At 64.7% G+C, this 24,794-nt stretch carries 29 protein-coding genes; 16 read left to right on the top strand and 13 right to left on the bottom strand.

What is annotated here, in order from left to right; translation table 11 throughout:
* The 7 genes from K0F85_RS14610 to K0F85_RS14580 form a co-directional block, all read left to right on the top strand.
* Positions 1-1,537 (top strand): Na+/H+ antiporter (locus K0F85_RS14610; protein ID WP_257572786.1); only part of this gene is annotated, 1,537 nt, incomplete at its 5' end.
* Positions 1,538-1,731: 194 nt separating this feature from the next.
* Positions 1,732-2,313, top strand: coding sequence for a YfiR family protein (locus tag K0F85_RS14605; RefSeq protein ID WP_219116716.1), 582 nt, complete (start codon positions 1,732-1,734; stop codon positions 2,311-2,313).
* A complete protein-coding gene (locus K0F85_RS14600) occupies positions 2,310-3,581 on the top strand; it encodes a diguanylate cyclase domain-containing protein (protein ID WP_257572785.1) in 1,272 nt (423 codons plus the stop codon). The genes K0F85_RS14605 and K0F85_RS14600 overlap by 4 nt, the downstream gene beginning before the upstream one ends.
* Positions 3,582-3,597: 16 nt before the next feature.
* Positions 3,598-4,101 (top strand): OmpA family protein, encoded by a 504-nt coding sequence (locus tag K0F85_RS14595; RefSeq protein WP_219116715.1) that lies wholly within the window; start codon positions 3,598-3,600, stop codon positions 4,099-4,101.
* 8 nt (positions 4,102-4,109) lie between these two features.
* Positions 4,110-4,604, top strand: coding sequence for a gluconokinase (locus K0F85_RS14590; protein ID WP_257572804.1), 495 nt, complete (start codon positions 4,110-4,112; stop codon positions 4,602-4,604).
* Positions 4,605-4,670: 66 nt separating this feature from the next.
* Positions 4,671-4,988, top strand: a complete 318-nt coding sequence (locus tag K0F85_RS14585) for a DUF3144 domain-containing protein (protein ID WP_219116714.1) — start codon at positions 4,671-4,673, stop codon at positions 4,986-4,988.
* On the top strand, positions 4,988-5,929 hold the full coding sequence (locus tag K0F85_RS14580) for an acyl-CoA desaturase (protein WP_219116713.1): 942 nt from the start codon (positions 4,988-4,990) through the stop codon (positions 5,927-5,929). Before K0F85_RS14585 ends, K0F85_RS14580 begins: the two co-directional genes overlap by 1 nt.
* On the opposite strand, the gene K0F85_RS14575 is transcribed toward K0F85_RS14580, so the two are convergent.
* The 4 genes from K0F85_RS14575 to K0F85_RS14560 all read right to left on the bottom strand — a co-directional run bounded on the left by K0F85_RS14575 (position 5,902) and on the right by K0F85_RS14560 (position 10,377).
* On the bottom strand, positions 5,902-6,444 hold the full coding sequence (locus K0F85_RS14575; RefSeq protein WP_219116712.1) for a gamma carbonic anhydrase family protein: 543 nt from the start codon (positions 6,442-6,444) through the stop codon (positions 5,902-5,904). The two genes, K0F85_RS14580 and K0F85_RS14575, sit on opposite strands and share 28 nt — an antisense overlap.
* Positions 6,445-6,639: 195 nt before the next feature.
* Complete coding sequence (locus K0F85_RS14570; RefSeq protein WP_257572803.1) at positions 6,640-7,776, bottom strand: benzoate/H(+) symporter BenE family transporter; 1,137 nt, start codon at positions 7,774-7,776, stop codon at positions 6,640-6,642.
* A gap of 178 nt (positions 7,777-7,954) precedes the next feature.
* A complete protein-coding gene (locus K0F85_RS14565; RefSeq protein ID WP_219116710.1) occupies positions 7,955-9,427 on the bottom strand; it encodes a PLP-dependent aminotransferase family protein in 1,473 nt (490 codons plus the stop codon).
* Positions 9,424-10,377, bottom strand: coding sequence for a hypothetical protein (locus tag K0F85_RS14560; protein ID WP_219116709.1), 954 nt, complete (start codon positions 10,375-10,377; stop codon positions 9,424-9,426). Before K0F85_RS14560 ends, K0F85_RS14565 begins: the two co-directional genes overlap by 4 nt.
* 150 nt (positions 10,378-10,527) lie before the next feature.
* Here K0F85_RS14560 and K0F85_RS14555 point away from each other — a divergent pair, with 150 nt between their 5' ends.
* From K0F85_RS14555 to K0F85_RS14540, 4 genes are all read left to right on the top strand, one after another.
* On the top strand, positions 10,528-10,983 hold the full coding sequence (locus K0F85_RS14555) for an META domain-containing protein (RefSeq protein WP_219116708.1): 456 nt from the start codon (positions 10,528-10,530) through the stop codon (positions 10,981-10,983).
* 55 nt (positions 10,984-11,038) lie between these two features.
* Positions 11,039-11,740, top strand: a complete 702-nt coding sequence (locus tag K0F85_RS14550) for an HAD-IA family hydrolase (RefSeq protein ID WP_219116707.1) — start codon at positions 11,039-11,041, stop codon at positions 11,738-11,740.
* Between the two features lie 63 nt (positions 11,741-11,803).
* Positions 11,804-12,685: a subclass B3 metallo-beta-lactamase gene (gene bla / locus K0F85_RS14545; protein WP_257572783.1), complete on the top strand. Its 882-nt coding sequence runs from the start codon at positions 11,804-11,806 to the stop codon at positions 12,683-12,685.
* A gap of 73 nt (positions 12,686-12,758) precedes the next feature.
* Positions 12,759-13,238: an META domain-containing protein gene (locus K0F85_RS14540; protein WP_219116706.1), complete on the top strand. Its 480-nt coding sequence runs from the start codon at positions 12,759-12,761 to the stop codon at positions 13,236-13,238.
* A gap of 68 nt (positions 13,239-13,306) precedes the next feature.
* Here K0F85_RS14540 and epsC read toward each other — a convergent pair whose 3' ends face one another.
* Positions 13,307-14,245 (bottom strand): serine O-acetyltransferase EpsC, encoded by a 939-nt coding sequence (epsC, locus tag K0F85_RS14535; protein WP_219116705.1) that lies wholly within the window; start codon positions 14,243-14,245, stop codon positions 13,307-13,309.
* Between the two features lie 189 nt (positions 14,246-14,434).
* Between epsC and K0F85_RS14530 the strand changes: the two genes are divergently transcribed.
* The gene (locus K0F85_RS14530; protein ID WP_219116704.1) at positions 14,435-15,622 is read left to right on the top strand and encodes a multidrug effflux MFS transporter; all 1,188 of its coding nucleotides are present in this window, start codon (positions 14,435-14,437) and stop codon (positions 15,620-15,622) included.
* 102 nt (positions 15,623-15,724) lie between these two features.
* Here the strand turns inward: K0F85_RS14530 and K0F85_RS14525 are convergent, their stop codons facing one another.
* Complete coding sequence (locus K0F85_RS14525) at positions 15,725-16,045, bottom strand: hypothetical protein (protein ID WP_257572782.1); 321 nt, start codon at positions 16,043-16,045, stop codon at positions 15,725-15,727.
* Between the two features lie 72 nt (positions 16,046-16,117).
* Positions 16,118-16,558 carry a carboxymuconolactone decarboxylase family protein gene (locus K0F85_RS14520; protein ID WP_219116703.1) on the bottom strand — a complete coding sequence of 147 codons (441 nt, stop codon included), beginning with the start codon at positions 16,556-16,558 and terminating at the stop codon, positions 16,118-16,120.
* 103 nt (positions 16,559-16,661) lie between these two features.
* Between K0F85_RS14520 and K0F85_RS14515 the strand changes: the two genes are divergently transcribed.
* A complete protein-coding gene (locus K0F85_RS14515) occupies positions 16,662-18,146 on the top strand; it encodes a PLP-dependent aminotransferase family protein (protein ID WP_219116702.1) in 1,485 nt (494 codons plus the stop codon).
* Here the strand turns inward: K0F85_RS14515 and K0F85_RS14510 are convergent.
* The 5 genes from K0F85_RS14510 to trxC form a co-directional block, all read right to left on the bottom strand.
* Positions 18,103-18,705: a DUF1287 domain-containing protein gene (locus tag K0F85_RS14510; RefSeq protein ID WP_219116701.1), complete on the bottom strand. Its 603-nt coding sequence runs from the start codon at positions 18,703-18,705 to the stop codon at positions 18,103-18,105. The genes K0F85_RS14515 and K0F85_RS14510 overlap by 44 nt on opposite strands.
* 62 nt (positions 18,706-18,767) lie before the next feature.
* Positions 18,768-19,103: a DUF6616 family protein gene (locus tag K0F85_RS14505; protein ID WP_219116700.1), complete on the bottom strand. Its 336-nt coding sequence runs from the start codon at positions 19,101-19,103 to the stop codon at positions 18,768-18,770.
* Positions 19,104-19,127: 24 nt separating this feature from the next.
* Positions 19,128-19,874: a HEAT repeat domain-containing protein gene (locus K0F85_RS14500; protein WP_219116699.1), complete on the bottom strand. Its 747-nt coding sequence runs from the start codon at positions 19,872-19,874 to the stop codon at positions 19,128-19,130.
* On the bottom strand, positions 19,871-20,380 hold the full coding sequence (locus K0F85_RS14495) for a MarR family winged helix-turn-helix transcriptional regulator (RefSeq protein ID WP_219116845.1): 510 nt from the start codon (positions 20,378-20,380) through the stop codon (positions 19,871-19,873). The genes K0F85_RS14500 and K0F85_RS14495 overlap by 4 nt, the downstream gene beginning before the upstream one ends.
* Before the next feature lie 70 nt (positions 20,381-20,450).
* Positions 20,451-20,903, bottom strand: coding sequence for a thioredoxin TrxC (gene trxC / locus K0F85_RS14490; protein ID WP_219116698.1), 453 nt, complete (start codon positions 20,901-20,903; stop codon positions 20,451-20,453).
* 147 nt (positions 20,904-21,050) lie between these two features.
* Here trxC and K0F85_RS14485 point away from each other — a divergent pair, with 147 nt between their 5' ends.
* Entirely contained in the window at positions 21,051-22,493 is a 1,443-nt protein-coding gene (locus tag K0F85_RS14485; protein WP_219116697.1) for a coniferyl aldehyde dehydrogenase, read from the top strand.
* A 4-nt stretch (positions 22,494-22,497) separates the two neighbouring features.
* On the opposite strand, the gene K0F85_RS14480 is transcribed toward K0F85_RS14485, so the two are convergent.
* Entirely contained in the window at positions 22,498-23,103 is a 606-nt protein-coding gene (locus K0F85_RS14480; RefSeq protein ID WP_219116696.1) for a LysE/ArgO family amino acid transporter, read from the bottom strand.
* Positions 23,104-23,307: 204 nt separating this feature from the next.
* Between K0F85_RS14480 and K0F85_RS14475 the strand changes: the two genes are divergently transcribed.
* Positions 23,308-24,198, top strand: coding sequence for a LysR family transcriptional regulator ArgP (locus K0F85_RS14475; RefSeq protein ID WP_219116695.1), 891 nt, complete (start codon positions 23,308-23,310; stop codon positions 24,196-24,198).
* A 105-nt stretch (positions 24,199-24,303) separates the two neighbouring features.
* On the top strand, positions 24,304-24,794 hold a 491-nt coding region (locus K0F85_RS28785), incomplete at its 3' end, for an alpha/beta hydrolase (protein WP_257572781.1).

Here is a 24,794-nt window from a genome sequence, read left to right as displayed (position 1 = left end):
GGGATTGGCCCTGTTTGGCGTGCAAGTGCCGCTCGATCCCGACATTTTCTTCCTGCTCTTCATCCCGCCGCTGCTGTTTCTCGATGGCTGGCGCATCCCCAAGGGCGCCTTTTTTTCCGACGCGCGCTCTATCCTGATGCTGGCCATCGGCCTGGTGCTGTTTACCGTGCTGGGCATGGGATTTTTCATCGACTGGCTGATTCCCAGCGTACCGCTGGCCGTCGCCTTCGCGCTGGGCGCCATCCTCTCGCCGACCGACCCCGTGGCCGTCTCGGCGATCGCCGCCGGCAATCCCATCCCGCCCCGCCTGATGCACATCCTCGAAGGGGAGTCCCTGCTGAACGACGCCTCGGGCCTGGTCTGCTTCACCTTTGCCGTGGGCGCCATGATGACGGGCGGCTTTTCCTTCGGCGCCGCCTCGCTGAGTTTCCTGCAGGAAGCGGGCGGCGGCATCCTCATCGGCCTGGCCATCTCGTGGGGCGTGGGCCTGGCGAATAAATGGCTGGTGAGCAAGGTTGGCGAAGAACCTGGCTTGCAAATCCTGATCAGCACCCTGATTCCGTTTGCCGCCTACCTGGGCGCCGAGCAAATCCACGGCTCGGGCATCCTGGCGGCCGCCACAGCCGGCGTGTCCATGCATTATGCCGACCTGATCGGCCGCCCGCTGGCCGCCACGCGCACCCAGCGCAAGGCCGTGTGGGATACCGTGCAACTGGTCTTGAATGGCGTGATCTTTGTCATGCTGGGCGCGCAACTACCCACCACCGTTGCCGGCTTGCCCGCCGCCTCCATGGAAGTGGGCGCAGGCAGCGCCTGGAAGCTGCCCCTGTTCGTCATCGCCATCACCGTGGGGCTGACCTTCATGCGCTTCCTCTGGGTCTTCATTTCCATGAAACTGACCCTGTTCAAGCACCACAAGAAAATGCCGGGCGAACCGAAGGACGCGGCGCTGCTGGCCCGCCCCAGCCTGCGCTTGCTGCTGGTGGCCTCGTTCGCTGGCGTGCGCGGCGCGCTGACCCTGGCAGGCATCCTGACCCTGCCCTTGTTCTTGCCAGACGGCACGCGCTTTCCCGCACGCGACCTGGTCATCTTCCTGGCCATGGGCGTGATTTTACTGTCGCTTCTGCTGGCCAGCGTCACCTTGCCCCTGCTGACCAAGGGCCTGGTGTTCGCGCCGCCGGCGCGCCGTTCGACGGAAGAGCGCAATGCCCGCTCCGCTGCCGCCGAGGCGGCCATCGCGCGGCTGGAAAAGGTGTGCGAAGGCATCGACAAAAATGACAAGCAGCAAGTCGTCACCGAGGCGGCCAACCGCCTGATCGAAGCCTACCGGCGCCGCCTCGCGTACGGCGAAAGCAGCAATGACGAGGCGATGCGGCTGCAGGAACTGGCCAAGGCCGAACGGGCGCTGCGCCTGGAAGCGCTGAATGCGGAGCGCGATGAACTGTTCCGCCGCCGCATCTCGGGCGAACTCGACGACACCATCCATTTGCGCCTGCTGCGCGAAATCGACTTGCTGGAAGCGACATTGGAAGAATAGCAACACTCGGGCAAGCCTGGGCAGTGTTGACAAGTAATTCTCATGGCAAAGAATGCAAGTTTTAATATTCGTGTTTATAATGCAAGGATTATGGCGTAGCACCGTGATTTACTTTCAGCAAGGACTTCCGTAGAGTCTGTGTTGTAGCGTAAGAATTTGAATAGCCACCCGACCTGCATAAAGACACCGACGCCGTGCCCTCCTCCCCTCGCCAACGGCGGCGCGCAGCGCCGCCCGCCCTGCTCGCCGCCGTGCTGCTGGCCGCCCTGCTCGCCTGCACTGCGCTGGCGCCGTGCGTCGCATGGGCGCAAACGGGCGCGGCGGCCGACGCCAGGCGTCCCGCCGAGGTGGCCCAGGTCCTGTTTGGCATCATCAGTTATGTACGCTGGCCCGTGGCGCGCCCGGAAGTGCGCGTGTGCATGCTCGGTGCGCCCCGCTACGGCGCAAACGTTGTCGACACGCCAGCCTCCAGCCTGGGCCAGCGCATCCGTGTGAAAATCCCGGCGGCAGCCGCCGCAGCCGGCGAATGCGACGTCGTCTACCTGGGCAGCCTGCCCGATGGCGAACGCGAGCATCTGCTGGCGCAGATCATCGGCAAGCCGATTCTATCGGTCGCCGAACCCGGCACGTCCTGCAGCGTGAGCACCATGTTCTGCCTGCGCCTCTCCGAGGCGCAGATCGGTTTTGACGTCAACCTCGACGCCATCGCCCGCAGCGGCTTGCGCGTGCATCCGAACGCCTTGCAAATTGCACGTCGCAAGGGAACGGCCCCATGAGCGCGAGGATGGGCAATAAGCTTGCCCGCCTGGCCCGCCCCACGCTCGACAGCGTGCTGCGGCGCGCCCACCTGAGCGTGTCGCTGATCGCCGTGCTGGCGGCCGGCCTGACCCTGACGGCCGTGGCGCTGCTGGCCCTGCGCGTGTATTCGGACAAGAACCTGCACCTGGTGGCCCGTTCGATGAGCTACACGGTGGAAGGGGCCGTCGTCTTTGGCGATGCCATGGCCGCCAGGGATGCAATGGCCTTGATAGGCATGAATGAAGATATCGACCGCGCGCAGGTGAGCGACAAGACCGGCAAGTTGCTGGCCCGCTGGGAACGGGGCGAACCTGGCACCCGCTACTACATCGAACGCGCGCTGACGGGCTGGATACTGCCCGATTCGCTGACCGTCCCCGTCACGCGCGATGGACTGGCGATAGGCAGCCTCAAGCTGGTGCCGCACAGCCGCAGCCTGCTGCCCTTCCTGCTCAGCGGCCTGACCTGCCTGCTCGCTTGTCTGGTGCTGAGCCTGCTCGTCGCCGTGCGCCTGTCGCGCCGCATGGAAACGGAAATCACCTCGCCCTTGCGCCACCTGGCCGAAACGGCCCACCGTGTGCGCCGCGACCGCTCGTTCGAATTGCGCGTGCCACCGGCCAACATCGCCGAACTGAACCAGATCAATGACGACTTCAACGCCCTGCTCGACGAGCTTGAAGCATGGCAAAACCACCTGCAGAAGGAGCATGCCTCGCTGTCGCACCGCGCCAACCACGACAGCCTGACGGGCCTGTCGAACCGCGCCTTCATGGAAGCGGAGCTGGAACGCGCCATCCTCGAAGCGCGCATCGGCAATGGCAAGGTGGCCGTGCTATTTCTCGACAGCGACCGCTTCAAATACATCAACGACACCTTCGGCCACGCCTCGGGCGACCGCGTGCTGGTGACGATCGCCGCGCGCATCAAGCAGCAATTGCGCGAGGGCGACCTGGTGGCGCGCCTGGGCGGCGACGAATTCGCCATCCTGCTCAAGCCGCTGCGCAACAGCAGCGACGCCATGCACATCGCCGACAACATCATCGCCGCCATGGCGCAAGCCATTGAATTACCCACTGGCAACAGCATCGTCAGCTCGCTGACCATCGGCGTGGCCGTCTTCCCCGATCACGCCATCGACGCCGCCTCGCTGGTCGGCGCGGCGGACGAAGCCATGTACCGCGCCAAGCAGGCACAGCGCGGCACGCGCCAGGTGGCGCGCCTGCCACAAGCCCATACTCACCCCTGAACCAAGGAGCAACACCATGCAATTCATCTACAAGCAATTACGCCTCGGCTTCTTCGGCCTGTTCATGCTGGGCCTGCTGGCCGCCTGCCAGAGCACGCCAGAGACAAAGCCCTTGTTCAACGCCGAGCAAGTCGCCACTTTGAAGGAACAAGGCTTCAACCAGACCGACGAAGGCTGGGAACTGAGCTTTACCGACAAGCTGCTGTTCGACTTTGGCGCCTCCAGCCTGACGGCGCCGAGCCGGGCCGCCATCCAGAAAATCAGCGCCGCCTTGCTGAAAGTGGGCATCACGCACATGCGCGTGGAAGGCCATACGGACAATGAAGGCGCCGAAGTACTGAACAACAAGCTGTCGCTGGCGCGCGCCAACGTGGTGGCCGATGCGATGGGCGTGGCGGGTATTCCACGCGGCAATATCGCCGTCAAGGGCCTGGGCATGAGCAAACCCGTGGCCTCGAACGCCACCAAGGCGGGCCAGGCGGAAAACCGCCGCGTCACCGTCATCGTTTCGGCGCCTTGAGCGTGGGCGTGCCCGCCGTGCGCTGGGTCGTGATGGGCGTGTCCGGCTGCGGCAAGAGCGCCGTCGGCAGCCTGCTGGCCAACGCTATGGGCGTGCCCTACGTGGAAGGCGACGATGTGCATCTGCCGGAAAACGTGGCCAAGATGGCGGCCGGCAGCCCACTCGACGATGCCGACCGGGCCGGCTGGCTGGCCGCCCTGCGCCAGAAAATCGCCACGGCCCGCGCCCAGGGCAGCGGCCTGGTGGTGTCCTGCTCGGCCCTTAAACGCGCTTACCGCGACCTGCTGCGCGAAGGCGACCCGGCCCTGCGCTTGGTCCACCTGGACGGCCCGCGCACCGTTCTGGAAAGCCGCCTGCAACGCCCAGGGCATTTCATGCCGCCCAGCCTGCTCGACAGCCAGCTGGCCACCCTGCAGCCCCTGCAAGCGGACGAGGCCGGCATCGTGCTCGATATCCGCCAGCCGCTGGCCGTGCTGGTCGAACAGATCCTGCAGTCGCCCTGACAGGCGCTCGGCTGGACAGCCTGCGGCCCCCTGTGTAGACTGGCGCGCACTTTCATGAGGGATTTTATGAGCACACCAACCACCAAACCAGCACCGGGCCCGGAATTCTGGGAACGCGCCGACCAGATCATCGCCCTTGCCAACGAGCAATGCGAACATAGCCGCGGCAACGAAGTAGCCACCTCGCTGCTGTACGCGGCCGCCCGCTTCAACGCCTTCCTCGTCGCCAGCAAGAGCAACGACGTGGCCAAGATGCAGCAAGAGAAGGAGGATGCCGTGGCTTTCTTCACGGAACAGTACAAGCGCATGCTGACCGACAACTTCAACGACTACATCAGCAACTTCGACAAGTACACGCAACCGTCGTCGGCCCCCAAGGCTTGATGACGGCAGCCAGCCTGGATAGCCACCGCGCCCGCGCCACCCACGCCGGCAGCGTGCTGGATGGCGTGGTGCGCTACGCGCCGCTGCAATCATTGTGGCTGGCAGCCATGCTGGCCGGCGCCGTGACTGGCGCCCTGTTCTTCTTCAGCTGGACGGGCCTGCTGCTGTTTGTGAGCGGCACGGCCATCGTCCTGCTGTTCGGGCACTCGCTGGGCAGCCACCGCAAACTGATACACGACAGCTTTGCATGCCCACAATGGCTGGAATACCTGCTGGTCTACCTGGGCGTGCTGGTGGGACTCAGCGGCCCGCTGGGCCTGCTGCGCCAGCACGAGCTGCGCGACTACGCCCAGCGCCTGCCCGACTGCCACCCCTATTTGCGCCACGGCGCCGGTTTCTGGCGCGATGCCTGGTGGCAACTCCACTGCCGCTTGCAACTGCGCCATCCGCCGCACATCGCCATCGAGCCGCGCATCGCGCACGACCGCTTTTACCGTTTTCTGGAAGCCACCTGGATGCTGCAGCAACTGCCGTGGGCCGTGCTGTTCTTCGCCTGGGGCGGCTGGGGCCTGGCCTGCTGGGGTGTCTGCGCGCGCGTCAGCGCCGGCGTGCTCGGCCATTGGCTGATCGGCTACTTCGCCCACAACCATGGGCAAATGCATTTTCATGTCGAAGGCGCCGCCGTACAAGGCAGAAATATCTGCCTGACCTCGCTGCTGACCATGGGCGAATGCTGGCACAACAACCATCACGCGTATCCTGGCTCAGCCAGACTGGGCTTGCTGCCGGGCGAATGGGACCCGGGCTGGTGGGTCTTGCTGCTATGGCAACGCATGGGCATGGTATCCGCCCTGCGCCTGCCGCAAGACCTGGCACCACGACCGGAATTGCGCCGCCTGGATCTTGCCGACAATCAGGCGTCGTCGCCACCGGCCAGGTAATTGTTCTTCACGCGCACATAATGCTCGGCCGAATAGCGCAGGTAGGCGATCTCTGCTTCAGTCAAGGGACGCACCTTGGTGGCGGGACGCCCCATGTACAGGTGGCCGCTTTCCAGCACCTTGCCCGGCGACACCAGGCTGCCCGCGCCCAGCATCACGTGTTTTTCCACCACCACGTCATCCATGACGATGCTGCCCATGCCGATCAGGCATTCGTCGCCTATCGTGCAGCCGTGCAGGATTACGGAGTGGCCGATGGTCACGTATTTGCCGATGGTCAAGGGTGAACCGTCGGGCTTGGCCGCATTCTTGTGCGATACATGGCCCATGGAAAAGTCCTGGATATTGCTGCCTTCGCCGATGACGATGCGGTTCACGTCGCCGCGCAGCACGCTATTGCACCAGATGGAGCAGTCGTCGCCGATCTGCACATCGCCGATCACTTGCGCCGTGTCATGCAGGTAGACGCGCTCGCCCAGCACGGGGCGGGTATTCAGGTAGGAACTGACTGGCATCGTTTTCTCGCTTTTCATTAACAGTAAACATTCACACCCAGCCGGCGGCCAGCGCAAAAATGGCCTGGCCATGCGCCAGGGAAGTGATCTCGTGCATCGTTCGGCCCAGATCGGAAACACGGAGCCAACGGGCACGGGCGCAGCAATTGTATGCGGCGGCTGGCAAAACGGGCAAGCTATCTGCCGATGCCGCTGTCAAGATGCCTTGCGCCAGCCATGCATCAGCCCATGCGCCGCCAGGCCGGCCGCCAGCCCCCACAAGGCGCCGCCCACGCCCAGCAGGGTCACATTGGCGGCCGTCGCCAGGAAGGTGATCAGGGCCGTTTCGCGCATGCGCACGTCCGCCATTACCTGCGCCAGGCTGTTGCCGATGGCGCCCAGCAGGGCCAGGCCCGCCAGCGCCGTGATGAAGCTGCGCGGCAAGACCATGAACAGGCTGGCCAGGGTCACGCCGAAGATGCCAACCAGGATGTACAGCACGCCGCAGGCCAGCCCCGCGACATAACGCTTAGCCGGGTCAGCATGCGCATCCTTGCCCGTGCAGATAGCGGCCGTGATGGCGGCCACGTTGAAGGCGTGCGCGCCGAACGGCGCCATGAGCAGCGAACCGAGCCCCGTCACCGTCAAAATCGGATTGGCGCTGACTTGGTAGCCGTCATTGCGCAGCACCAGCATGCCAGGCATGTATTGCCCCGTCAGGGTGATCAGGAACAAGGGCAGCGCCACGCCCAGCAGGGATGCCACGGAAAAGCGCGGCATCTCGAACACGGGCGCGGCCAGGGCCAGTTCGATGCCTTGTGCATCGATGCGCCCCTGCGCCAGCAGCAGGACCAGGCCGATCAGCATGATGCCCACGACGGCAAAGCGTGCCGTGAAACGGCGCAGCACGGCGTACGACAGCAGCAGCACCACTACCAGCAAGGGGTCGGCGCTGGCGCCGCCAAACGCATTCACGCCGAACTGCAGCAAGATACCTGCCAGCAAGCCGGCGGCGATACCGCCAGGTATCAGCCGCACCAGGCGTTCGAAGGCGCCGGACATGCCCAGCAAAATGAAGGCGAGCGCGGACACCATGTAGGCGCCGATCACTTCGGCATACGGCGTGTGCGGCATGACGGTGGCCAGGAAGGCGACGCCGGGCGTGGACCAGGCCGTGATGATGGGCGCGCGGTAGCGATAGCTGAGCCAGATGCCCGTCACGCCCACGCCGATGCTGAGCGACCAGACCCAGGACGCCGTCTGCGCGGCACTCAACTGGGCCAGCTGGGCCGCCTGGAATACCAGTACGAAGGTGCCGCCATAATTGACGAGGACGGAGATGAAGGCCGCCATGGTGGGGGACGCCAGATCGCGCCAGCGCGCCTGGCGCCTGTTGCCGTTGACGGCCGGGGATGTGGAGCTAGTCTGCATAGGTATGCCCTTGCCTGAGGTTCAAAGGGGGGCATCTTAACTTTCCCATGGCCTGCCCAGGCAGGCCAATTTAGACCCACACAACAGACCACTTCACCATTCACCCCAGCGCACGGGCCAGGCGGACGATGCCGCTCTCGATCTCGTGCGGCGTGAGCGCGGCAAAGCCCAGCAGCCAGCCGCCGCAGGCTGGCGGTGTCGCATACAGCCGGCTCAGGCCAGGCAGCACGATGCCCGCCCGCGCCGCCCGGCGTAGCGTGTCCAGCTCGTCCCTGCCCTCATGCAGCAAACACGGCATCTGCAAGCCGCCCGGCGGCAGCTGCGCCGTGACCACGTGCGGCAAGTGCCGCTGCACGGCCTGCGCCATTGCGTCGCGGCGCACGGCGTAGACCTTGCGCATGGCGCGCACATGGGCCGCGAAATGGCCATCGGCGATGAAACGGGCCAAGGTCAGTTGCTCCAGTTGCGGCGTATGCCCGTCGAGTATGCTGCGCGCATACGTCATCGGTTTCACCAGCACAGGCGGCAGCACCATGTAGCCGATGCGCAGCCCCGGATACAGCGACTTGGCGAAGGTGCCCAGATAAATCGTGCGCTGCTGCGTGTCCAGCCCCTGCACGCAAGCCGTCGGCAAGCCCGCGTAGTGAAACTGGCTGTCGTAATCGTCTTCGATGATCCAGCCCTGGCGCTCGGCAGCCCAGGCGATCAATTCCAGGCGGCGCTCCAGCGCCAGGGTGGCACCCGTCGGATACTGGTGCGACGGCGTGACATAAAGCGTATTGGCCCCGCTGCGGTCCGCGCGCAGGCTGTCGATGCGCAAGCCAGCGGCATCGACAGGCACGGGCACGACGTGCAATTGCGCCATCTCGAACGCCTTGCGCGCGCCGAAATAGCCGGGGTCTTCCATCAGGATGGGGCCATGCGCGTCGGCCAGCACCTGCGCGCACAGGTATAGTGCCTGGCGCGTGCTGCTCAGCACCAGCACCTGGCTGGCCGTGGCCCGCGCGCCCCGCTCCAGGTTGACATAGTCGGCGATAGCCTGGCGCAGCGGCTCTGCGCCTTGCGGGTCGCCATGCAGCAGCACATGGTGTTCGCTGCTGGCGGCCTGGCGCCGCAAGCGCTCCCACACGTCGAGCGGAAAGGCCCGCGTTTCCGGCAAGCCCGTGGCGAAGGCCTTCACGCTTTGCTGGTCGGCCACGCCACCGCTGGCGAGAATGTGCGCGCCGCGCGCGCTGAGGGCCAGCGGCTGCGCGGCCATGGGCGGCAGCGCCGTCGCAGGCTTGCCCAGCAAGCTCGCGCCTATCGTCGGCGAGACAAAACTGCCCGATCCCGCCTGCCGTCGCAGATAGCCATCGAGGCGCAGCTGCGCGTACGCCATTTCCACCGTATCGCGCGACACGCCCAGCGACTGCGCCAGCGCGCGTGTGGCCGGCAAACGCAGGCCGGGCGGCAGCACCCCATCGAGTATCAGCTGGCGCAGCGCGCGCTGCAGCCGCACGCGCAAGTCGAGCGCCGCCAGTTCGGGAGCGGCGAGGCGGATTTTCAGGGTGTCGAGTTCGAACTGCGGCGTCATGGCGCTTTCGGCGCGGCGCGGGCGGCATCCACGGCAGCGACGCTGCTGGCCAGCGTAAAGCCGTGCTGCTGCAGCACCGCCACCAGTTGTTCGCCGGCGCAACCCAAACGCAGGTTGTCGGCCACCCAGTCCCGCCATTCGCGGCTGATGTCCGGCATGGGCTCGGGCGCCAAAGTGAGGCCGAGTATGCAACTGGCCAGCAAGCCGTTGATGCGCTGCGTATCGATCAGGTGCTGCACCACCGCGTGGCCCGAGTGGGGGAACGGATGCAGGGTGCAGCGGCCGAAGGCGGCCAGGCGCTGCGCGTGCATGGCATCGAGGTTCACCGATTCGCTGGCGTTCGCACTGGCACTGCCTCCCGCGCCGGGCACGTCCGGCCGCGTGCCGAACACCAGGTGCATCTGCGTATGCTCCGTCGCCCTGGCGCGGCACAGGGCCGCCAGGTCGTAATAGCCGGACCCTGGCGGGTCTTGCGCCAGCGACTCCATCACGGGCAGCCAGCGCAGCTCATGGTACAAACGCGCCTGTTGCACGTCGAGGAAAGACAACGGCCCGAAGGCGACGATCTGCTGCGCGTCCAGCAGCAAGCCATACATGACGGCCGCGTAAGCGCCCATGGACTGGCCCAGGGTGGTGGTTTGACTGGGCGCGATGCGGCGCACCAGTTCGCGCAAGGCTTGCGCCGTTTCATCCACGTGATTACCCAGGCCCGCGATCTGGCGGTGGTACCAGGCATTGCGCGAATCGCGCACGAGGATCTTGTTCAGCGGCTGGCCGCTGGCCTGTTCCAGCTTGCGCAGTCGCCCGAAAAAATCGAAGGCAGGACGCGTGGTCCACGAGACGAAGCCGAAGGCGATGACCAGCGGCGCACCGGGCACGATGCGGTCCACCAGCACGTCGTCGGTACTGGTGGCGACCAGTCGATTATCCAGCGCTTGCGCTTGCAGCATCGGCCCGGCTCCCCGATCAAAGTTAAAACAATAGAAAGCATGAGTTTAATGCCAGGACTGGCAAAATGGAAACAATCGCCGCTACGGTACGCTGGGCGGCACGAAAAACCTGCTAGTCTGCTGGCATTCCACCCTTGCCAGGAGCGCCCCATGCTGCATCGCCTGAAATACATCGCCCTCGCGGCCGTCATCGCCATGGCCGGCGGTTGCGCCACCAAGTCCGACAATGCCAAGCCGGACACCGGCCTGACGCCGACGTACAGCCTGACAAATACCTATTGGAAGCTGACGCAGCTCGATGGCGCCGCCGTGACGATGGCGCCGGAGCAGGAGCGCGAAGTGCGCATCACCCTCACCGACGATGGCAAGGTCCATGGTTTTACGGGCTGCAACCAGGTCATGGGCGGCTACACTGTGGCCGGCACGGCCCTGCGCTTCACGCAGCTGGCTGGCACGCGTATGGCTTGTCCGCCGCCGCTGATGCAGCTGGAAAGCGCCGTGCTGGCCAATCTGAATAGCGTGACGGGCTACCGCTTCGAAGGCGAATACCTGATCCTGCTCAAGGATGGCACGCCCGTGGCCCGCTTTGAATCGGTCTACCTGTGAAATAAAAACCGACTGCCATTACAATGGCTCCCAGCCCATCATCCGGAAGGAAGCCATGTCCGCACTGCCCTCGCCGTCGTCTCCATCACTGCCATCGGCCGCCGGCCGCTACCGCGCTTTTCTGTTCGACATGGACGGCACCGTCATCAATTCCATCGCTGCCGCGGAACGCATCTGGGGCACCTGGGCGCAGCGCCAGGGCCTCGACGTGGCGACATTCCTGCCCACCATCCACGGCGCGCGCTCGGTCGACACCATCAGCAAATTGGGCTTGCCCGGCGTCGACGCACAGCGCGAGTCGCAGGGCATCACGGATGCGGAAATCATCGATGTCGAGGGGATTATCGAAATCGCCGGCGCGCTGCGCTTCCTGCAGTCGCTGCCGCCCGCGCAATGGGCCATCGTCACCTCGGCGCCACGCGCGCTGGCGACGGCACGCCTGAAGGCGGCGGGCATGCCCATTCCCGCCATCATGGTGACGGCGGAAGACGTCAAGGCGGGCAAACCGAAGCCCGATTGCTACCTGCTGGCGGCACAAAAACTGGGCGTGGCGCCCGCTGATTGCCTGGTGTTCGAAGACGCGTCCGTCGGCATCGAGGCGGGCGAGGCGGCTGGCGCGAAAGTCATCGTCATCACCGCCACGCATGCGCACCCGCTGGCCACGCGCCACCCTGCCATCGACAGCTACGAGAGCATCGTGGCGACGGTAGATAGCGACGGTTTTATCGTGCTGTCGCAATTGCCCGCAGTTGCCTGACCCTGCTGCGGCGCCCGTTCGATGCCAGCATACTCCACCCTGGCAACACTGATAAGGATCGCAATGCCCCCCACTCTTACACGCGCGCTGGCACTGGCGCTGCTGGCAGGCCATGCTTCAATGGCATACGCGCAGGTGCCGGGCTGCGATGTCTGCGCCACCTGGAACGCCGACCAGGCGCCGTTTCGCATCTTCGGCAATACCTATTACGTGGGCGTGAAAGGCCTCAGTTCCGTGCTGCTGACGTCGCCGCAGGGCCACGTGCTGATCGATGGCGGCTTGCCGGAATCGGCGCCAAAGATCATCGCCAATATCGGCGCACTGGGTTTCCGCATCGAGGACGTGAAACTTATCCTCAATTCGCATGGCCATATCGACCATGCGGGTGGCCTGGCCGAGCTGCAGCGGCGCAGCGATGCGATGGTGGCCGCCAGCCCGTCAGCCGCGCTGGACCTAGCGTCGGGCGAAGTGGGGCCGGACGACCCGCAATACCACGCGCTGCCCAAGTACCCGCCCATCAAGGCCATGCGTTTGGCGCGCGACGGCGGCCAGTTCAAGGTCGGCCCCATCGAGCTGACAGCGCACGCCACGCCAGGCCACACGCCCGGAGGCCTGAGTTGGACCTGGCAATCGTGCGATGGCCCGCGCTGCCTGAACATGGTCTACGCGGACAGCCTCAACGCCGTCTCGCGCCCCGGCTTCAAGTTCAGCGCCAGCAGCGAATATCCGAATGCCCTGGACGACTTCCGCCACAGCTTCGAGACACTGGAAAAGCTGCCTTGCGACGTGCTCATTTCGGCGCATCCGGAAGCGTCGCAGCTGTGGGAACGGCTGGAGGCCAGCGCCACGGGCGACAGTGCAGCCTTTGTCGACCCGCAGGCCTGCCGCGCCTACGTGGCCGCAGCGCGCACCTTGCTCGATGCGCGCCTGGAGCAGGAACGGTAGCGTTGTCAACCGTGCACGCTGGCGTGGCGCCGATCTGCTACGCTGGCGCCATTCATGTGAAGAAGGAAATGCCATGTTCAAACTCGCCAGACTGATTCCCCTCGCCGCCATCGTCGCCATCACCGCCGGCTGCGCGCAAACGCCCATGCGCAGCGACGCTGCCGCCGCAGCGCCAGGCGCCAGCTCGCCCGCCAGGCCGGCACCGAAGCTGACGGGAACACAGTGGAAGCTGAAAGAATTGAAGGGCAAGCAAGTGCTGCGCAAGGCACCCGAGCAGCGCGAAGTGACCCTGCTGCTGGCCGAAGGCCGCGCCGGAGGCCACAGCGGCTGCAACCAGATGATGGGCGGCTACACCAGCGATGGCATCAGCACCTTGAACTTTGGACAGCTGGCCGGCACCATGATGATGTGCCAGCCGCAGGACATGGACCTCGAGCGCCTTCTCTTGAGCACCCTGGGCGAAGTCAATGGCTACCGCTACGCCGACCAGCAATTGCTGTTGCTGAAGGATGGCGTGCCCGTGGCACGTTATGAAGCGCTGACGGTGAAGTAAAACTGTGGGGTCAGACCCGCCGGGTCTGACCCCAGCCTTGAGCATGGGCTCATTCCCGTCCGCAGTAGCTAGTCGTTGCGCATCTGCGCCTGCGATACGTTACTCTCAGGCGGCACGCTTTGCGTCAGCCACACATTGCCCCCGATGGTCGATCCCGCGCCGATGGTGATGCGCCCCAGCACGGTCGCACCCGCGTATATGACCACGTCATCCTCGACGATGGGGTGGCGCGGCGTGCCCTTGATCAGCGCGCCGGAAGCGTCGGCGGGAAAACGCTTGGCGCCCAGGGTGACGGCCTGGTACAGGCGCACGCGCTGGCCGATGATGGCGGTCTCGCCGATCACCACGCCCGTGCCGTGGTCGATGAAGAAGGACGCGCCTATGCGCGCGCCCGGGTGGATGTCGATGCCCGTCAGTGTATGCGCGATGTCGGCGATCAGGCGCGCCAGGAACGGTGAACCCAGCGCGTGCAGGCGGTGCGCCAGGCGGTGGTACAAAATGGCGATGGTGCCCGGATAGCACAGCATGATCTCGGCTACCGAGGTGGCGGCCGGGTCGCCGGCGTAGGCGGCCTGCACGTCCGACACCAGCAGGGCACGAATGTCGGGCAGGCTGGCGGCAAAGGCGCGCGTGATGTCGCGCGCCTGCCGCGCCAGCGCCGCATCGCCGCCATCTCCATCCTCTTCGTCGCCGGCCGGCACGGAAAATAGCAAGCCGCGCCGCACCTGTTCGCTGAGGCGGTTCAAGGTGGTATTGAGGGTGTCGCCGACAAAGTAGTCGATGCTTTCATCGGTCAGGTTGGGTCGTCCGTAATGTGTGGGAAACAGGGCCGCCGACAGGCCGTTGACGATGCTGGTGAGGGCTGCGCGCGACGGCAGTTCGCGCACCCTGCCGTTATGGCGGATCTTGTGCTTGTCTTCGCGCGAGCTGCGCAAGGCCTGGATCACGGGCCCCAGGTTCCACTGGGGCGTGTCGTCGGCGGGCGCCGGGGGATCAATGCTGTGCATGGCGTATCACTTCCAAAAAACGGCAAACAGGCCGGGTCGCCCCAGCTTAGCGGTGGCAACAAGCGATGCAAACGAAGAATTTCAAGGTTTCATATGCGAAAAACGCATATGGATGGCAAACAGCGGCGGCGCCGGACCCGATTCCAGCCACTAGCGTAAAATGACGGACTAACAAAATCACTCTTCAACATGACTAAATTATTAACCTGGATTTTGGCGGGCCTGGCAATGGTCGGACCGCTTGCAATTGATACCTATCTGCCGTCTTTCCCCGCCATCGTGCACGATTTCAATGCCAGCCCCCTGCTGGTGCAGCAAACCCTGAGCTTTTTCCTGTTCACGTTCGCTTTCATGATGCTGTTTTACGGCACCCTGTCCGATTCCTTCGGCCGCCGTCCCGTGATTCTCGGCTCGCTGGTGCTGTATGTGATCGCCTCGGTGGGCGCCGCGCTGGCGCCATCGCTGGGCTGGCTGCTGGCCTGGCGCGTGCTGCAGGGGCTTTCGGCGGGCGCAGGTTCCGTCATCGGCCGCGCCATCGTGCAAGACCGTTATTCGGGCGCCGCCGCACAGAAAATACTTTCGCACATCATGATGGTGTTCGCGCTGGCGCCGGCCATCGCCCCTGTGCTGGGCGGCTGGCTGCAGGTAGGCCTGGGCTGGCGCTGGATTTTCTGGTTCCTGAGCGCCTTCGGCGTGCTGATGTTCGTCGTCGTCTGGCGCGCGCTGCCGGAAAGCCTGCCGAAGGAGCAACGCCACGCCTTCCACCTGGGCGACATCGCCGTCAATTACTGGAAAGTGCTGTGCCACCGCCAGTTCCTGCTGCTGTCGACGGCCATCGGCGCCGCCTTCGGCGGCTTCGCCCTGTACATCGGCTCGGCCGCCTACTTTATCATCAACATCCTGCATTTGCCCGAAACGGCCTTCGCCTGGCTGTTCATTCCCCTGATCAGCGGCATGGTGTTCGGTTCGGCCCTGTCGGCGAAGATCGCCCACCGCTATAGCCAGCGCCAGATGATCTGGGCCGGCTTCATATTGATGCTGGTGGCCGCGCTGGCCAACATCGGCTACAACTATGTCTTTGCCGCCGAAGTGCCATGGGCCGTGCTGCCCCTGTTCTTCTACTCGTTCGCCCTGTCGATCGCCATGCCGCCCATGACCCTGATGGCCCTGAACCACTTCCCCAACAACAGCGGCCTGGCATCGTCGATGCAATCGTTCATCCAGATGCTGCTGTTCGCGCTGGTCTCGGGCCTGGTGGCGCCGCTGCTGTTCGACAGCGCACTGAACCTGGCGTATGGGGTAATGGCGGGACTGCTGGTGAGCCTCGTGTGCTGGATGTTCGCCCAAGGTGGTGCGGCGGAAGTCGCAGCGAAGTAAATTCACGCATACCAACCCAGCAAAAACTGGGGGCAGTAGCTCGCGATCGGATAGCACCCCATTGGGGTGCTATCCCCCGGCGGGTCTAGCCCCGGCAGTCAATCAAGGCCAGGGCGCAGGCGTCACATCCAGATATTGCGCCCCGCCCTGCTCCGGGGCCGGCTCCGCCCCATCTCGCGTGGCCGGCTGGTTCAGCGGCCCTGCAGGCGAACGCAGACCTAGAATCTCCTTGCGCGCCTCGACAAAGTCGGCCGAACTCAAGGGATGTTGCGTGTCTGGCCAGTGGCTGACGGCCCATTCCTGCAAGCTTTCAAAACGCCGCCACAGTTCAGCGACGAAGGCGCGGCGCGCTTCTTCCTGTGCTTCTTCCTCCTGCTGTGGCGTCTTTTCCATTGCTACGCTGATATTGATTTCCATGGCCATTCCCTCGCTGACAGTGTCTTGCCAGACTACGCAGCGACCAGCCAGGCGTCTGTTCGCGAACGAACACAGAACTTAGACGGGCATCTTGCGAAAACCCACGGCCAGGCGGTTCCAGGTATTGATGGAGCCGATGGCCAGGGTCACGTTGACCATTTCCGCCGGCGTCAACTGTTCCGCCAGCGCCGCATAGTCGGCGTCCGACGCATGGTTCTGCGGCAGCAGGGTCAGCGCTTCCGTCCATGCCAGCACGGCCCGCTCGCGCGGCGTAAAGAACGGCGTTTCGCGCCAGACGGACACGGCGTACAGGCGGCGCTCCGTTTCGCCCGCCTTGCGCGCATCGCTCGTGTGCTTGTCCACGCAAAAGGCGCAGCCATTGATTTGCGAGGCGCGCAGGCGGATCAGCTCAATCAGCGAGTCTTCCAGGCCCAGCCTGGCGATCGCCGCCTCCAGCGCATACATGGCCTTGACGGCGTCCGGCGAAGCTTGTGTAAAATCGAGTCGTTGCTGTGTCATGATGCATTCCTTGTTGATGAGAGATGCACCATTGTAGAAGCGCGAGTAGCGTGCGCGGCAGGCCAATCCTGCCGAAAAACGGCAGACCACCAACAGATACTCCATGGAATTACATATCCTGATCGACGGCACGCGCGACCTTGGCGGCCAGCTGTACCGCCAGCTCAGCGAGGCCATCCGCTCGGGTCGCCTGGCCGACGGCCAGCAATTGCCGCCCTCGCGCCTGCTGGCCAGCCAGCTGGGGCTGTCGCGCAAGACGGTCTCCGACGTGTATGACAAGTTGGCGTATGAAAAGTTGCTGGTCGGCAAAGTGGGCGTGGGCAGCTTCGTGCAGACACCGCGCGCCGCGCCGCAGCGCCGCCACGCCAGCACGCCGCTGGCCAGCGCGCAGCGCATCGCTCACTGGGAAGCGACGCCCACGCCGTTGCGCCACGCCAGCCAGGAAACGCCCGCGCGCTACGCCTTCATCGGCGGACGCGCCACGCCCGCGCACTTCCCGCAAGATGCATGGCGCGCCTGCATGCTGCATGCGCTGCGCCAGGGTGGATCGGCGCGCGGCCGCTATGGCCCTGTCGCCGGCTTGCCGTCCTTGCGCGCGGCGATCGCCGGCCACGCCGCCTTCAGCCGCGGCATCCATTGCACCGAGGAACAAGTAATCGTCACCAGCGGCGCGCAGCAAGCCTTGCACCTGCTGGCGCTTACCCTGCTGGAGCCGGGCGACACGGTTGCCGTGGAAGAACCCGGCTATCCCGTGGCGCGCGCCGTGTTCGCCAGTCTGGGCGCGCGCGTGGTGGGCATCGATGTGGACGAGGATGGCCTCATCGTCGGTCAAATCCCGGACGGCACGCGGCTGATCTATGTCACGCCCGCGCACCAATTTCCGCTTGGTATGCCGATGAGCATGGCGCGCCGCCAGGCCTTGCTGGAGCGTGCCCGGCAGCTGGGCGCCATCATCATCGAGGACGATTATGACAGCGCCTTCCGCTACGAAGGCAGGCCCGAGGATGCGCTGCAAAGCATGGACCGCTACGGCATCGTCGCGCACGTGGGCAGCTTTTCCAAGATCTTGCTGCCGGAATTGCGGCTCGGCTATGTGGTGCTGCCGCAAGCCATCGTGGCCGCCATGCAGACAGTGAAATACCTGAGCGATTGCCATACGGCCAACCTGGGCCAGCATGCGCTGGCCAAGTTCATCGCCGATGGCCATTTGCTGCGTCATATCCGCCGTTGCCATGATATTTATGCGGGGCGGCGCGAGCGGCTGCAGCACTGGTTCAACGGCCCCTTGGCGCCGTGGTTCCGCCTGGTGCCGGCCAGCGCCGGCTTCCACGTGGCGGCCCTGGCCCAGGCGCCGCTCGATATCGCCGAATTGCTGCGCCGCGCGCGCCTGGCCGACATCAGCTTGTATGCGCTATCCGGCTTTTACGATGGTCCCGCCCGCCAAGAAGGCCTGTTCCTCGGCTATGGCGCCATCGACAGGCTCGATATCGATACGGCGCTGGCCCGCGTGCTGGCGATCCTGCAAGAGATCGCACCACTGAGCGTCAACGGGGCTGCCAACCGGGTTGCCAACGATAGTGCCCTGTAATCGGATAACTGAATAAAATATTTTCTTCGCGCGCGCCCTCGCCGATGTTGTGGATAATGAGCGGTATGCCGCTGCGCGATTGCCTGTCGCTGACGATGCCGATGTGCGTGAGGTTGCGCGGCAAGCGCCAGGTGACGATGTCGCCCGCACGGTAAGCATTCGCTTCCTGGCTTGGCGGCAAACTGGTGCCGTGGCGGGCAAAGTAAGTACCCAGGTTGGGCACGCGGCGGTGGTCGATATTGCGGTCCGGCCCCTTCATTTGCCAGCGCCCTTGCCGCTGGTACACCTGCCACGCCTTGCGCATGTCTTCGTGCACCAGCACCTGCAAATCCTGCCCCAGCTGGCGGTAGGCGCGCACGACGACGTCCGTGCACACACCCCGCTCAAGCGGCACGTCGCCGCCCGGATACGCAAGGCGTTCGTAGCGCGGATCGTACTGTAGCGTGACGCCCACCTGGCTGCGGGCAGCGACGACGAGGGCTTGCGGGGTGGCAGGGCTTGCCGACGCCAGCATGGGCGTCAGGGCAAGAAACAGGGTGGACAGCAGCTTGATGGGCATCAACGTCGTTGGTCGGATGGAAATGCCAACTTTACCGCAGCGGCAAGGAAAACGTCGTACGCTTAAACGGCCGCCAGCTGCGCCAGGTGCGTGGGGAAATCCACGGCCGGTCCCGCCGCATTGATGGTGTCGAAATAATCATGCCAGCCCGTGGCGGCGATGCCGGCCAGCAAGGCGTCCAGTGCCGCCTCGTCCGGGAAGCGCCAGACGGCATAAAATTGCTGGGCAGCCGCATGCAGCTTGCCGCCGTTGACAGCACCCATGGCCAACGCTTCGGCGCCAGTGCCCGACAAGGCCGCCATGCCGGCGCCCACCATGTCGAAATACGCCTGGCGCGCGGCGCCATCGAGGGCCAGCCAGGCGGGTTTCGGGCTGTACAGTTCTAACAAATAATGCATGTTTTCTCCTTGGGTGAGCGATCGTCAGGCCAGCGAACGCTGGGCCCGCTTGCAGATGCGTTGCGTCGCGGCATTGCCACTTTCTTGCAGCCATTGCGCGCACAAGCTGCGCACCCAGTCCGGCTGGCTCTTGGCCGCATCGTTGAGCCAGTTGGCCACGGAATCCTGGACATAGACGGCCGGGTCGGCGCGCAGGGGCTGCAACAGGGGCAAGGCCAGCTGTGGCTCTACTTTTAACTGGGCGATGTGCGCGCACCACACGCCGCGCGGGCGCAGTGCTTCGCAGGCAAAGCGGCGCACTTTTTCCGACGCGTCCGCCGTCCACGGCGCCAGCAAGCCAATGGCGTCATCAAGACTCGCCGCCAGATGGGGCCGCAGCGCCAGCCAGGCCCATTCGCGCACGCCGAAATGACCATCGTCGGCCAGCGTCCGCATGGCCGCCAGTTGCTGCGGCAAGGTCGATCCCGGCTGGGCGGCGATGGTAAAACAGGCCCAGCCCCGCACCGTGTCGGATGGGTGCGCTTGCAGCAAAGCCAGGTCAACGTTGGCGTCGAGCAGCAATTGCGCCGCCAGCGCCATGCGCCTGGTGATGCCGGCTGCGGCCTGCGCGCGCATCTGCTCCAGGCGGGACGCACCAATAGCGGGCACGGCTGCGGCCAGCAATTGGGCGAAATCGATGGCCAGCCCTTCCGTCAGGGTGGCGCTGGCCACGCTCCCCGCGTTCAGCAGGGTCAGGCGCGCAGGCGCAATGTCGGCAATGCCACGACTCATGGCGCGCCTCGATCTGTCTTGCGCCAGGCTTTTTCCAGCAGCGCACTCAACAAGCGCATGTCTTCCGGCGAGAAATCGGCAAACAGGCTGGCGATCCATTGCGCGTGCTCATCGACCAGGGTCGCGGCGGCCAGGTTTCCCTTGGCGCTCAGACGCACCAGCAGTTTGCGCCGGTCGGACTGGTCCGCGTGGCGCGCCAGGAAACCGTCGCGCTCCAGGCCGTCGAGCAAGCCCGTGATGGTGCCGCGCGTCACGCCGGCCTGCTCGGCCAGTGCGTGCGGCGAAAGCCCCCCGGGCACGTCGCGCAGCAGGGACAGCAAGACAAACTTGCCTTCCGACAAACCATGCCTGCCCAGGCGAGCGGCGCAATCGCCATCGATGGCGGAAGCCAGGCCTAACACTTCAAAGCACAGGCGCAAGCGTCCGACGGATGCCGGCACGTCCGGGCCGAGCGCACGGCGCTGCACGTCGCCCAGCAAGGCCGTGTATTTCTGTTCGAGTTTTATCATATGGCACAATATAATATGGCGCCATACTACATGTCAAATGGAAAACCGTGATCGTTTTCCTGTCGGCTCAGAAGCGTGCTTTATCCCTCGCCCAGGCGATGATGGCATTCGCATCGATGGCGCCCGGCTGGCGCGCCACTTCCACACCCTTGCTAAACAGGGCCAGGGTGGGAATGCTGCGGATATTGAAACGGCTGCCCAGGTCGGGCGACGCTTCCGTATTCACCTTGACGACGCGAAACGCCGGCTCCAGGGTCTTGGCGGCCTGGACATAGAAAGGCGCCATGCTGCGGCACGGACCGCACCAGGGTGCCCAGAAATCGACCAGCACGGGAATGTCGCTGCGCTCGATATGCTTGAGGAAACGGGCGCTGGTCAGGTCCACGGGCTGGCCCGTAAATAAATCCTTCTGGCATTTGCCGCAAGTGGGCTGCTCGGTGAGCCGGGCGGCCGGCAGGCGGTTGACGGCGTCGCAATGGGGGCACACGATGTGCAGGGAGTCTGGCGTGGTCGAGGTCATGGCATTCCTGGAAAGGGTGGCGTACAGTTGCCGAACATTTTACGGTGTATCGTGCAGCGCCGTCGGCACGCTGGCGGCGCATGGGCAAATACTCCACTATAGTGCGCTGGAACGGCGCGCATATTGCCAAGCCAGCCAAGGAAAACAATGCCCGATATCACAGAAAACATGGAGTTGAGCAGCACGCCAGCCCACGCAGGACTGGCTGCCGCCCTGGCCTTGCAGCGTGCAGCCTACCTGGCCCGCCCCGTGCCCACGCTTGCCGAGCGCAAGCGCGACTTGCAAACCTTGCAGCGCTTCATCCGCGACCATCAAGAGGCGCTGTGCGAGGCCATCAGTGCCGATTATGGCAACCGCTCCCGGCACGAGACCTTGCTGGCGGAAATCTTTCCCGCCATCGACGGCATAGACCATGTATTAAAACACTTGAAAAAATGGATGAAACCGCAGCGCCGTGGCGTGGACTGGCGCAGTTTTCCGGGCGCCCGCAACCGCGTGCTTGCCCAGCCGCTGGGCGTGGTGGGTGTCATCGTGCCATGGAATTTTCCCGTGAACCTGAGCTTGGTTCCCCTGACCTACATCTTTGCCGCTGGCAACCGTGCCATGGTCAAGATGAGTGAAAACTCGCGCCACCTGGCGCAGCTACTGATCGACAGGATGCCCGCCTACTTTCCGCCGGAGAAATTGCAGTTTTTTGCAGAGACGGGCAGCGTGGGCATGGCTTTTTCGCAACTGCCGTTCGACCACCTGCTGTTTACGGGGTCCGGCCAGACGGGCCGCGCCGTCATGGCGGCAGCCGCGCGCAATCTGTGCCCCGTTACCCTGGAACTGGGCGGCAAGGCGCCGGCCATCGTCTGCGCAGACTTCCCCCTGCGCACGGCCGCCGAGCGCATCCTGTTCGTCAAATACCTGAACGCGGGGCAAATCTGCACCAGCGTCGACCACGCCTGGTTGCCCGAAGCGAGCATCGCCGCCTTCGTCGATCACGCGCGCCAGATCATGCCCACGCGCTACCCGCGCCTGGACACGCCCGACTACACTTCCATCATCGACGAGGCCGCCTTTGAGCGCCTGCTGCTGGCGCTGGACGAGGCGCGGGAACGGGGCGCGCAAGTGATTTCCCTGCTACCGGGACCCGCCTACGACCGGGCCACGCGCAAGATCGCGCCGCACATCGTGCTCGATGCGCCCGAGGACAGCCTGCTGCTGACACGCGAAATCTTCGGCCCCATCCTGCCCCTGCGCGGCTATGCACGCCTGGACACCGTGATCGACAGCATCAACGCAGGGCCGCGCCCGCTGGCCATTTATCCGTTCAGCAGGCAGGCAGACACCGTGCAACTGCTGATCGACAGAGTGATGTCGGGTGGCGTGTCCGTCAACGATGCCCTGTACCACGTGGGCCAGCACGATCTGCCCTTCGGCGGCGTGGGCGAGTCCGGCATGGGCCAGTACCATGGCGTGGAAGGTTTCCACACCTTCAGCAAGCTGCGTCCCGTGTTCTACCAGGCCCGCTACAGCGCTTTGACACTGCTGTGGCCGCCGTATGGCAAGCTGGCCAGCCGCGTGCTGGCCTTCCTGACGCGCTAATCGCTTAAAGGAACAGCGAGGCGGCGATGGCCCACATGACGAGGGCGATGATGGCGTCGAGCACGCGCCAGGCCATGGGCTTGGCAAACACGGGCGCCAGGTAGCGGGCGCCAAAGCCCAGCAGGAAGAACCACAGGGCAGAAGCCATGATGGCGCCACCGGCGAAGTAGAAGCGTCCCACGCCTTCATGCTGGCCGCCGATCGAACCGAGCAGGATGACCGTGTCGAGGAAGGCGTGCGGGTTCAGCAGGCTGAACGCCAGCGCCGCGCCAATCACGGCCCAGTAGCCTTCGGGCGCCTTGGCAGCCGACACTGTCAGGGCCGTTGGGCGCCAGGCCGACTTGGCTGCACGCAAGCCGTAAGCGATCAGGAAGGTGGCGCCGCCAGCCTTGGCCCACAGCAGGAAATTGGGATTATCGGCAATGAACGTGCCCATGCCGGCCACGCCGGCCGTGATCAGGATGGCGTCGCACAGCAAGCACACGAGGATGCAGGTAAGCACGTAATGGCGTTTCAGCCCCTGCTTGAGCAAGAATGCGTTTTGCGTACCGATGGCCACGATCAGGCTCGCTCCGAGCCCCATGCCTTTCAAGAAAATTGCGCTGTCCATATTGCATCCTTTATATTGCTTTCCATCACGCGCACGGCCGCCCACGCTCTGCCGGCAACGGCAAAGTCATCAGAGGTAGGTGGAGGGTGTAGCGGAACCAGGAGGACCGCGCGGCAGAGTGGAGTTGTTACCCTATTTCAACAGTGTAAAGAAAAAGTAAATATAAGTATAATGAATGATTCTAACTATATATAAGAGAATCTTATGCGCGTCGTCGATTACCGTGGATTGGCCGCCCTCGACGCCGTGATCGGCCTGGGCAGCTTTGAAAAGGCCGCGCAGGCGCTGGCGATCAGCCAGCCGGCCGTCTCGCAACGCATCCGCACCCTGGAAAACCTGGAAGGCACCTTGCTGATCATCCGCAGCCACCCGCCCCTCCCCACGGAAGCGGGGCAGCGCCTGATCGCCCACTACCGCCAAGTCAAGCTGCTCGAAGCGGCGCTCGACGCCCAGCCCGGCCCCACCACGCAATTGCCGGCGCTGGCCATTGCCGTCAATGCGGACAGCGCCGCCACCTGGATTCCGGAAGCGCTGGGGCCCCTGCTGTCGCCGCCGTCCTGCCTGCTCGATATCCGCCTGGACGACCAGGATCACACCCTGAGCCAGCTGCGCGAAGGGCGCGTGTTTGCCTGCGTCACCAGCGCCAATGACCTCGTGGCCGGCACCACGGCCACGCCGCTGGGCGGCATGCGCTACCTGTGCGTGGCCTCGCCCGCGTTCGCCCAGCAATGGTTTCCCCATGGCTTTACGGTAGAAGCCGTCAGCCAGGCGCCCGCCATCACCTTTGGCAGCAAGGATGCACTGCACGAGCGCTATCTGCAGCACCGCCTCGGCTACACAGGCCGCTATCCGCACCATGTGCTCGGTTCGGCGCGCGACTTCGTGCGCCTCATCGAAGCGGGCTATGCTTATGGCATGGTGCCTTTGCTGCAAGCGGAAACGGCACTGGCCACAGGCAGGCTCGTCGACGTGGCCGCCGGACAAGCGCTCGACGTGCCCCTGACCTGGCATGCCTGGGATATCCAGACGCCGCTCACGCGTACCCTGTCGGACGCCGTCATCGCCACGGCACGCAAATGGCTATTGCAGGATTGATTGACGCATGCAACTTTTATCTATGCAAGAGAGCAACTTCCCCATGTGCAACCTGCCCTGCCTGGCATACACTGCAAACATCACCCACAAGTATCAGGAGCCAGCATGACGATCCTGCGCACCACCATGCTCGGCTTGCTGGCGGCGATCCCGCTCGCTGCCGGCCTGGCCGCCTGCTCACCCTTGACCGCCCTCAATGCCCTGTCTTCCGGCAACGCCTCGCAAGTGACGCGCGGCCTGGCCTACGGCCCCCTGCCACGGCAGAAGCTCGATGTCTACGCCCCCAAAACCCGCACGGGCCCCGTGCCCGTGGTCGTGTTCTTTTATGGCGGCAACTGGACGACGGGCGAGCGCGCCGACTATGCCTTCGTTGGGCACGCGCTTGCTTCACGTGGCTACCTGGCCGTGATCGCCGACTATCGCCTGTATCCGGACGTGCACTATCCCGAAATCTTACAAGATGCGGCCCGCGCCGTAGCCTGGGCCGCGATGGAATCGAGCCGTCATGGCGGCGACCCCGCACGTTTGTTCGTCATGGGCCATAGCGCCGGCGCCTACAATGCGGCGATGGTGGCGCTCGACGCCGGCTTGCTGGC

Source organism: Janthinobacterium sp. UMAB-56 (assembly GCF_900095265.1).
Taxonomy (GTDB): Bacteria; Pseudomonadota; Gammaproteobacteria; order Burkholderiales; family Burkholderiaceae_D; genus Janthinobacterium.
This window is presented reverse-complemented; position numbering and strand designations above follow the sequence as displayed.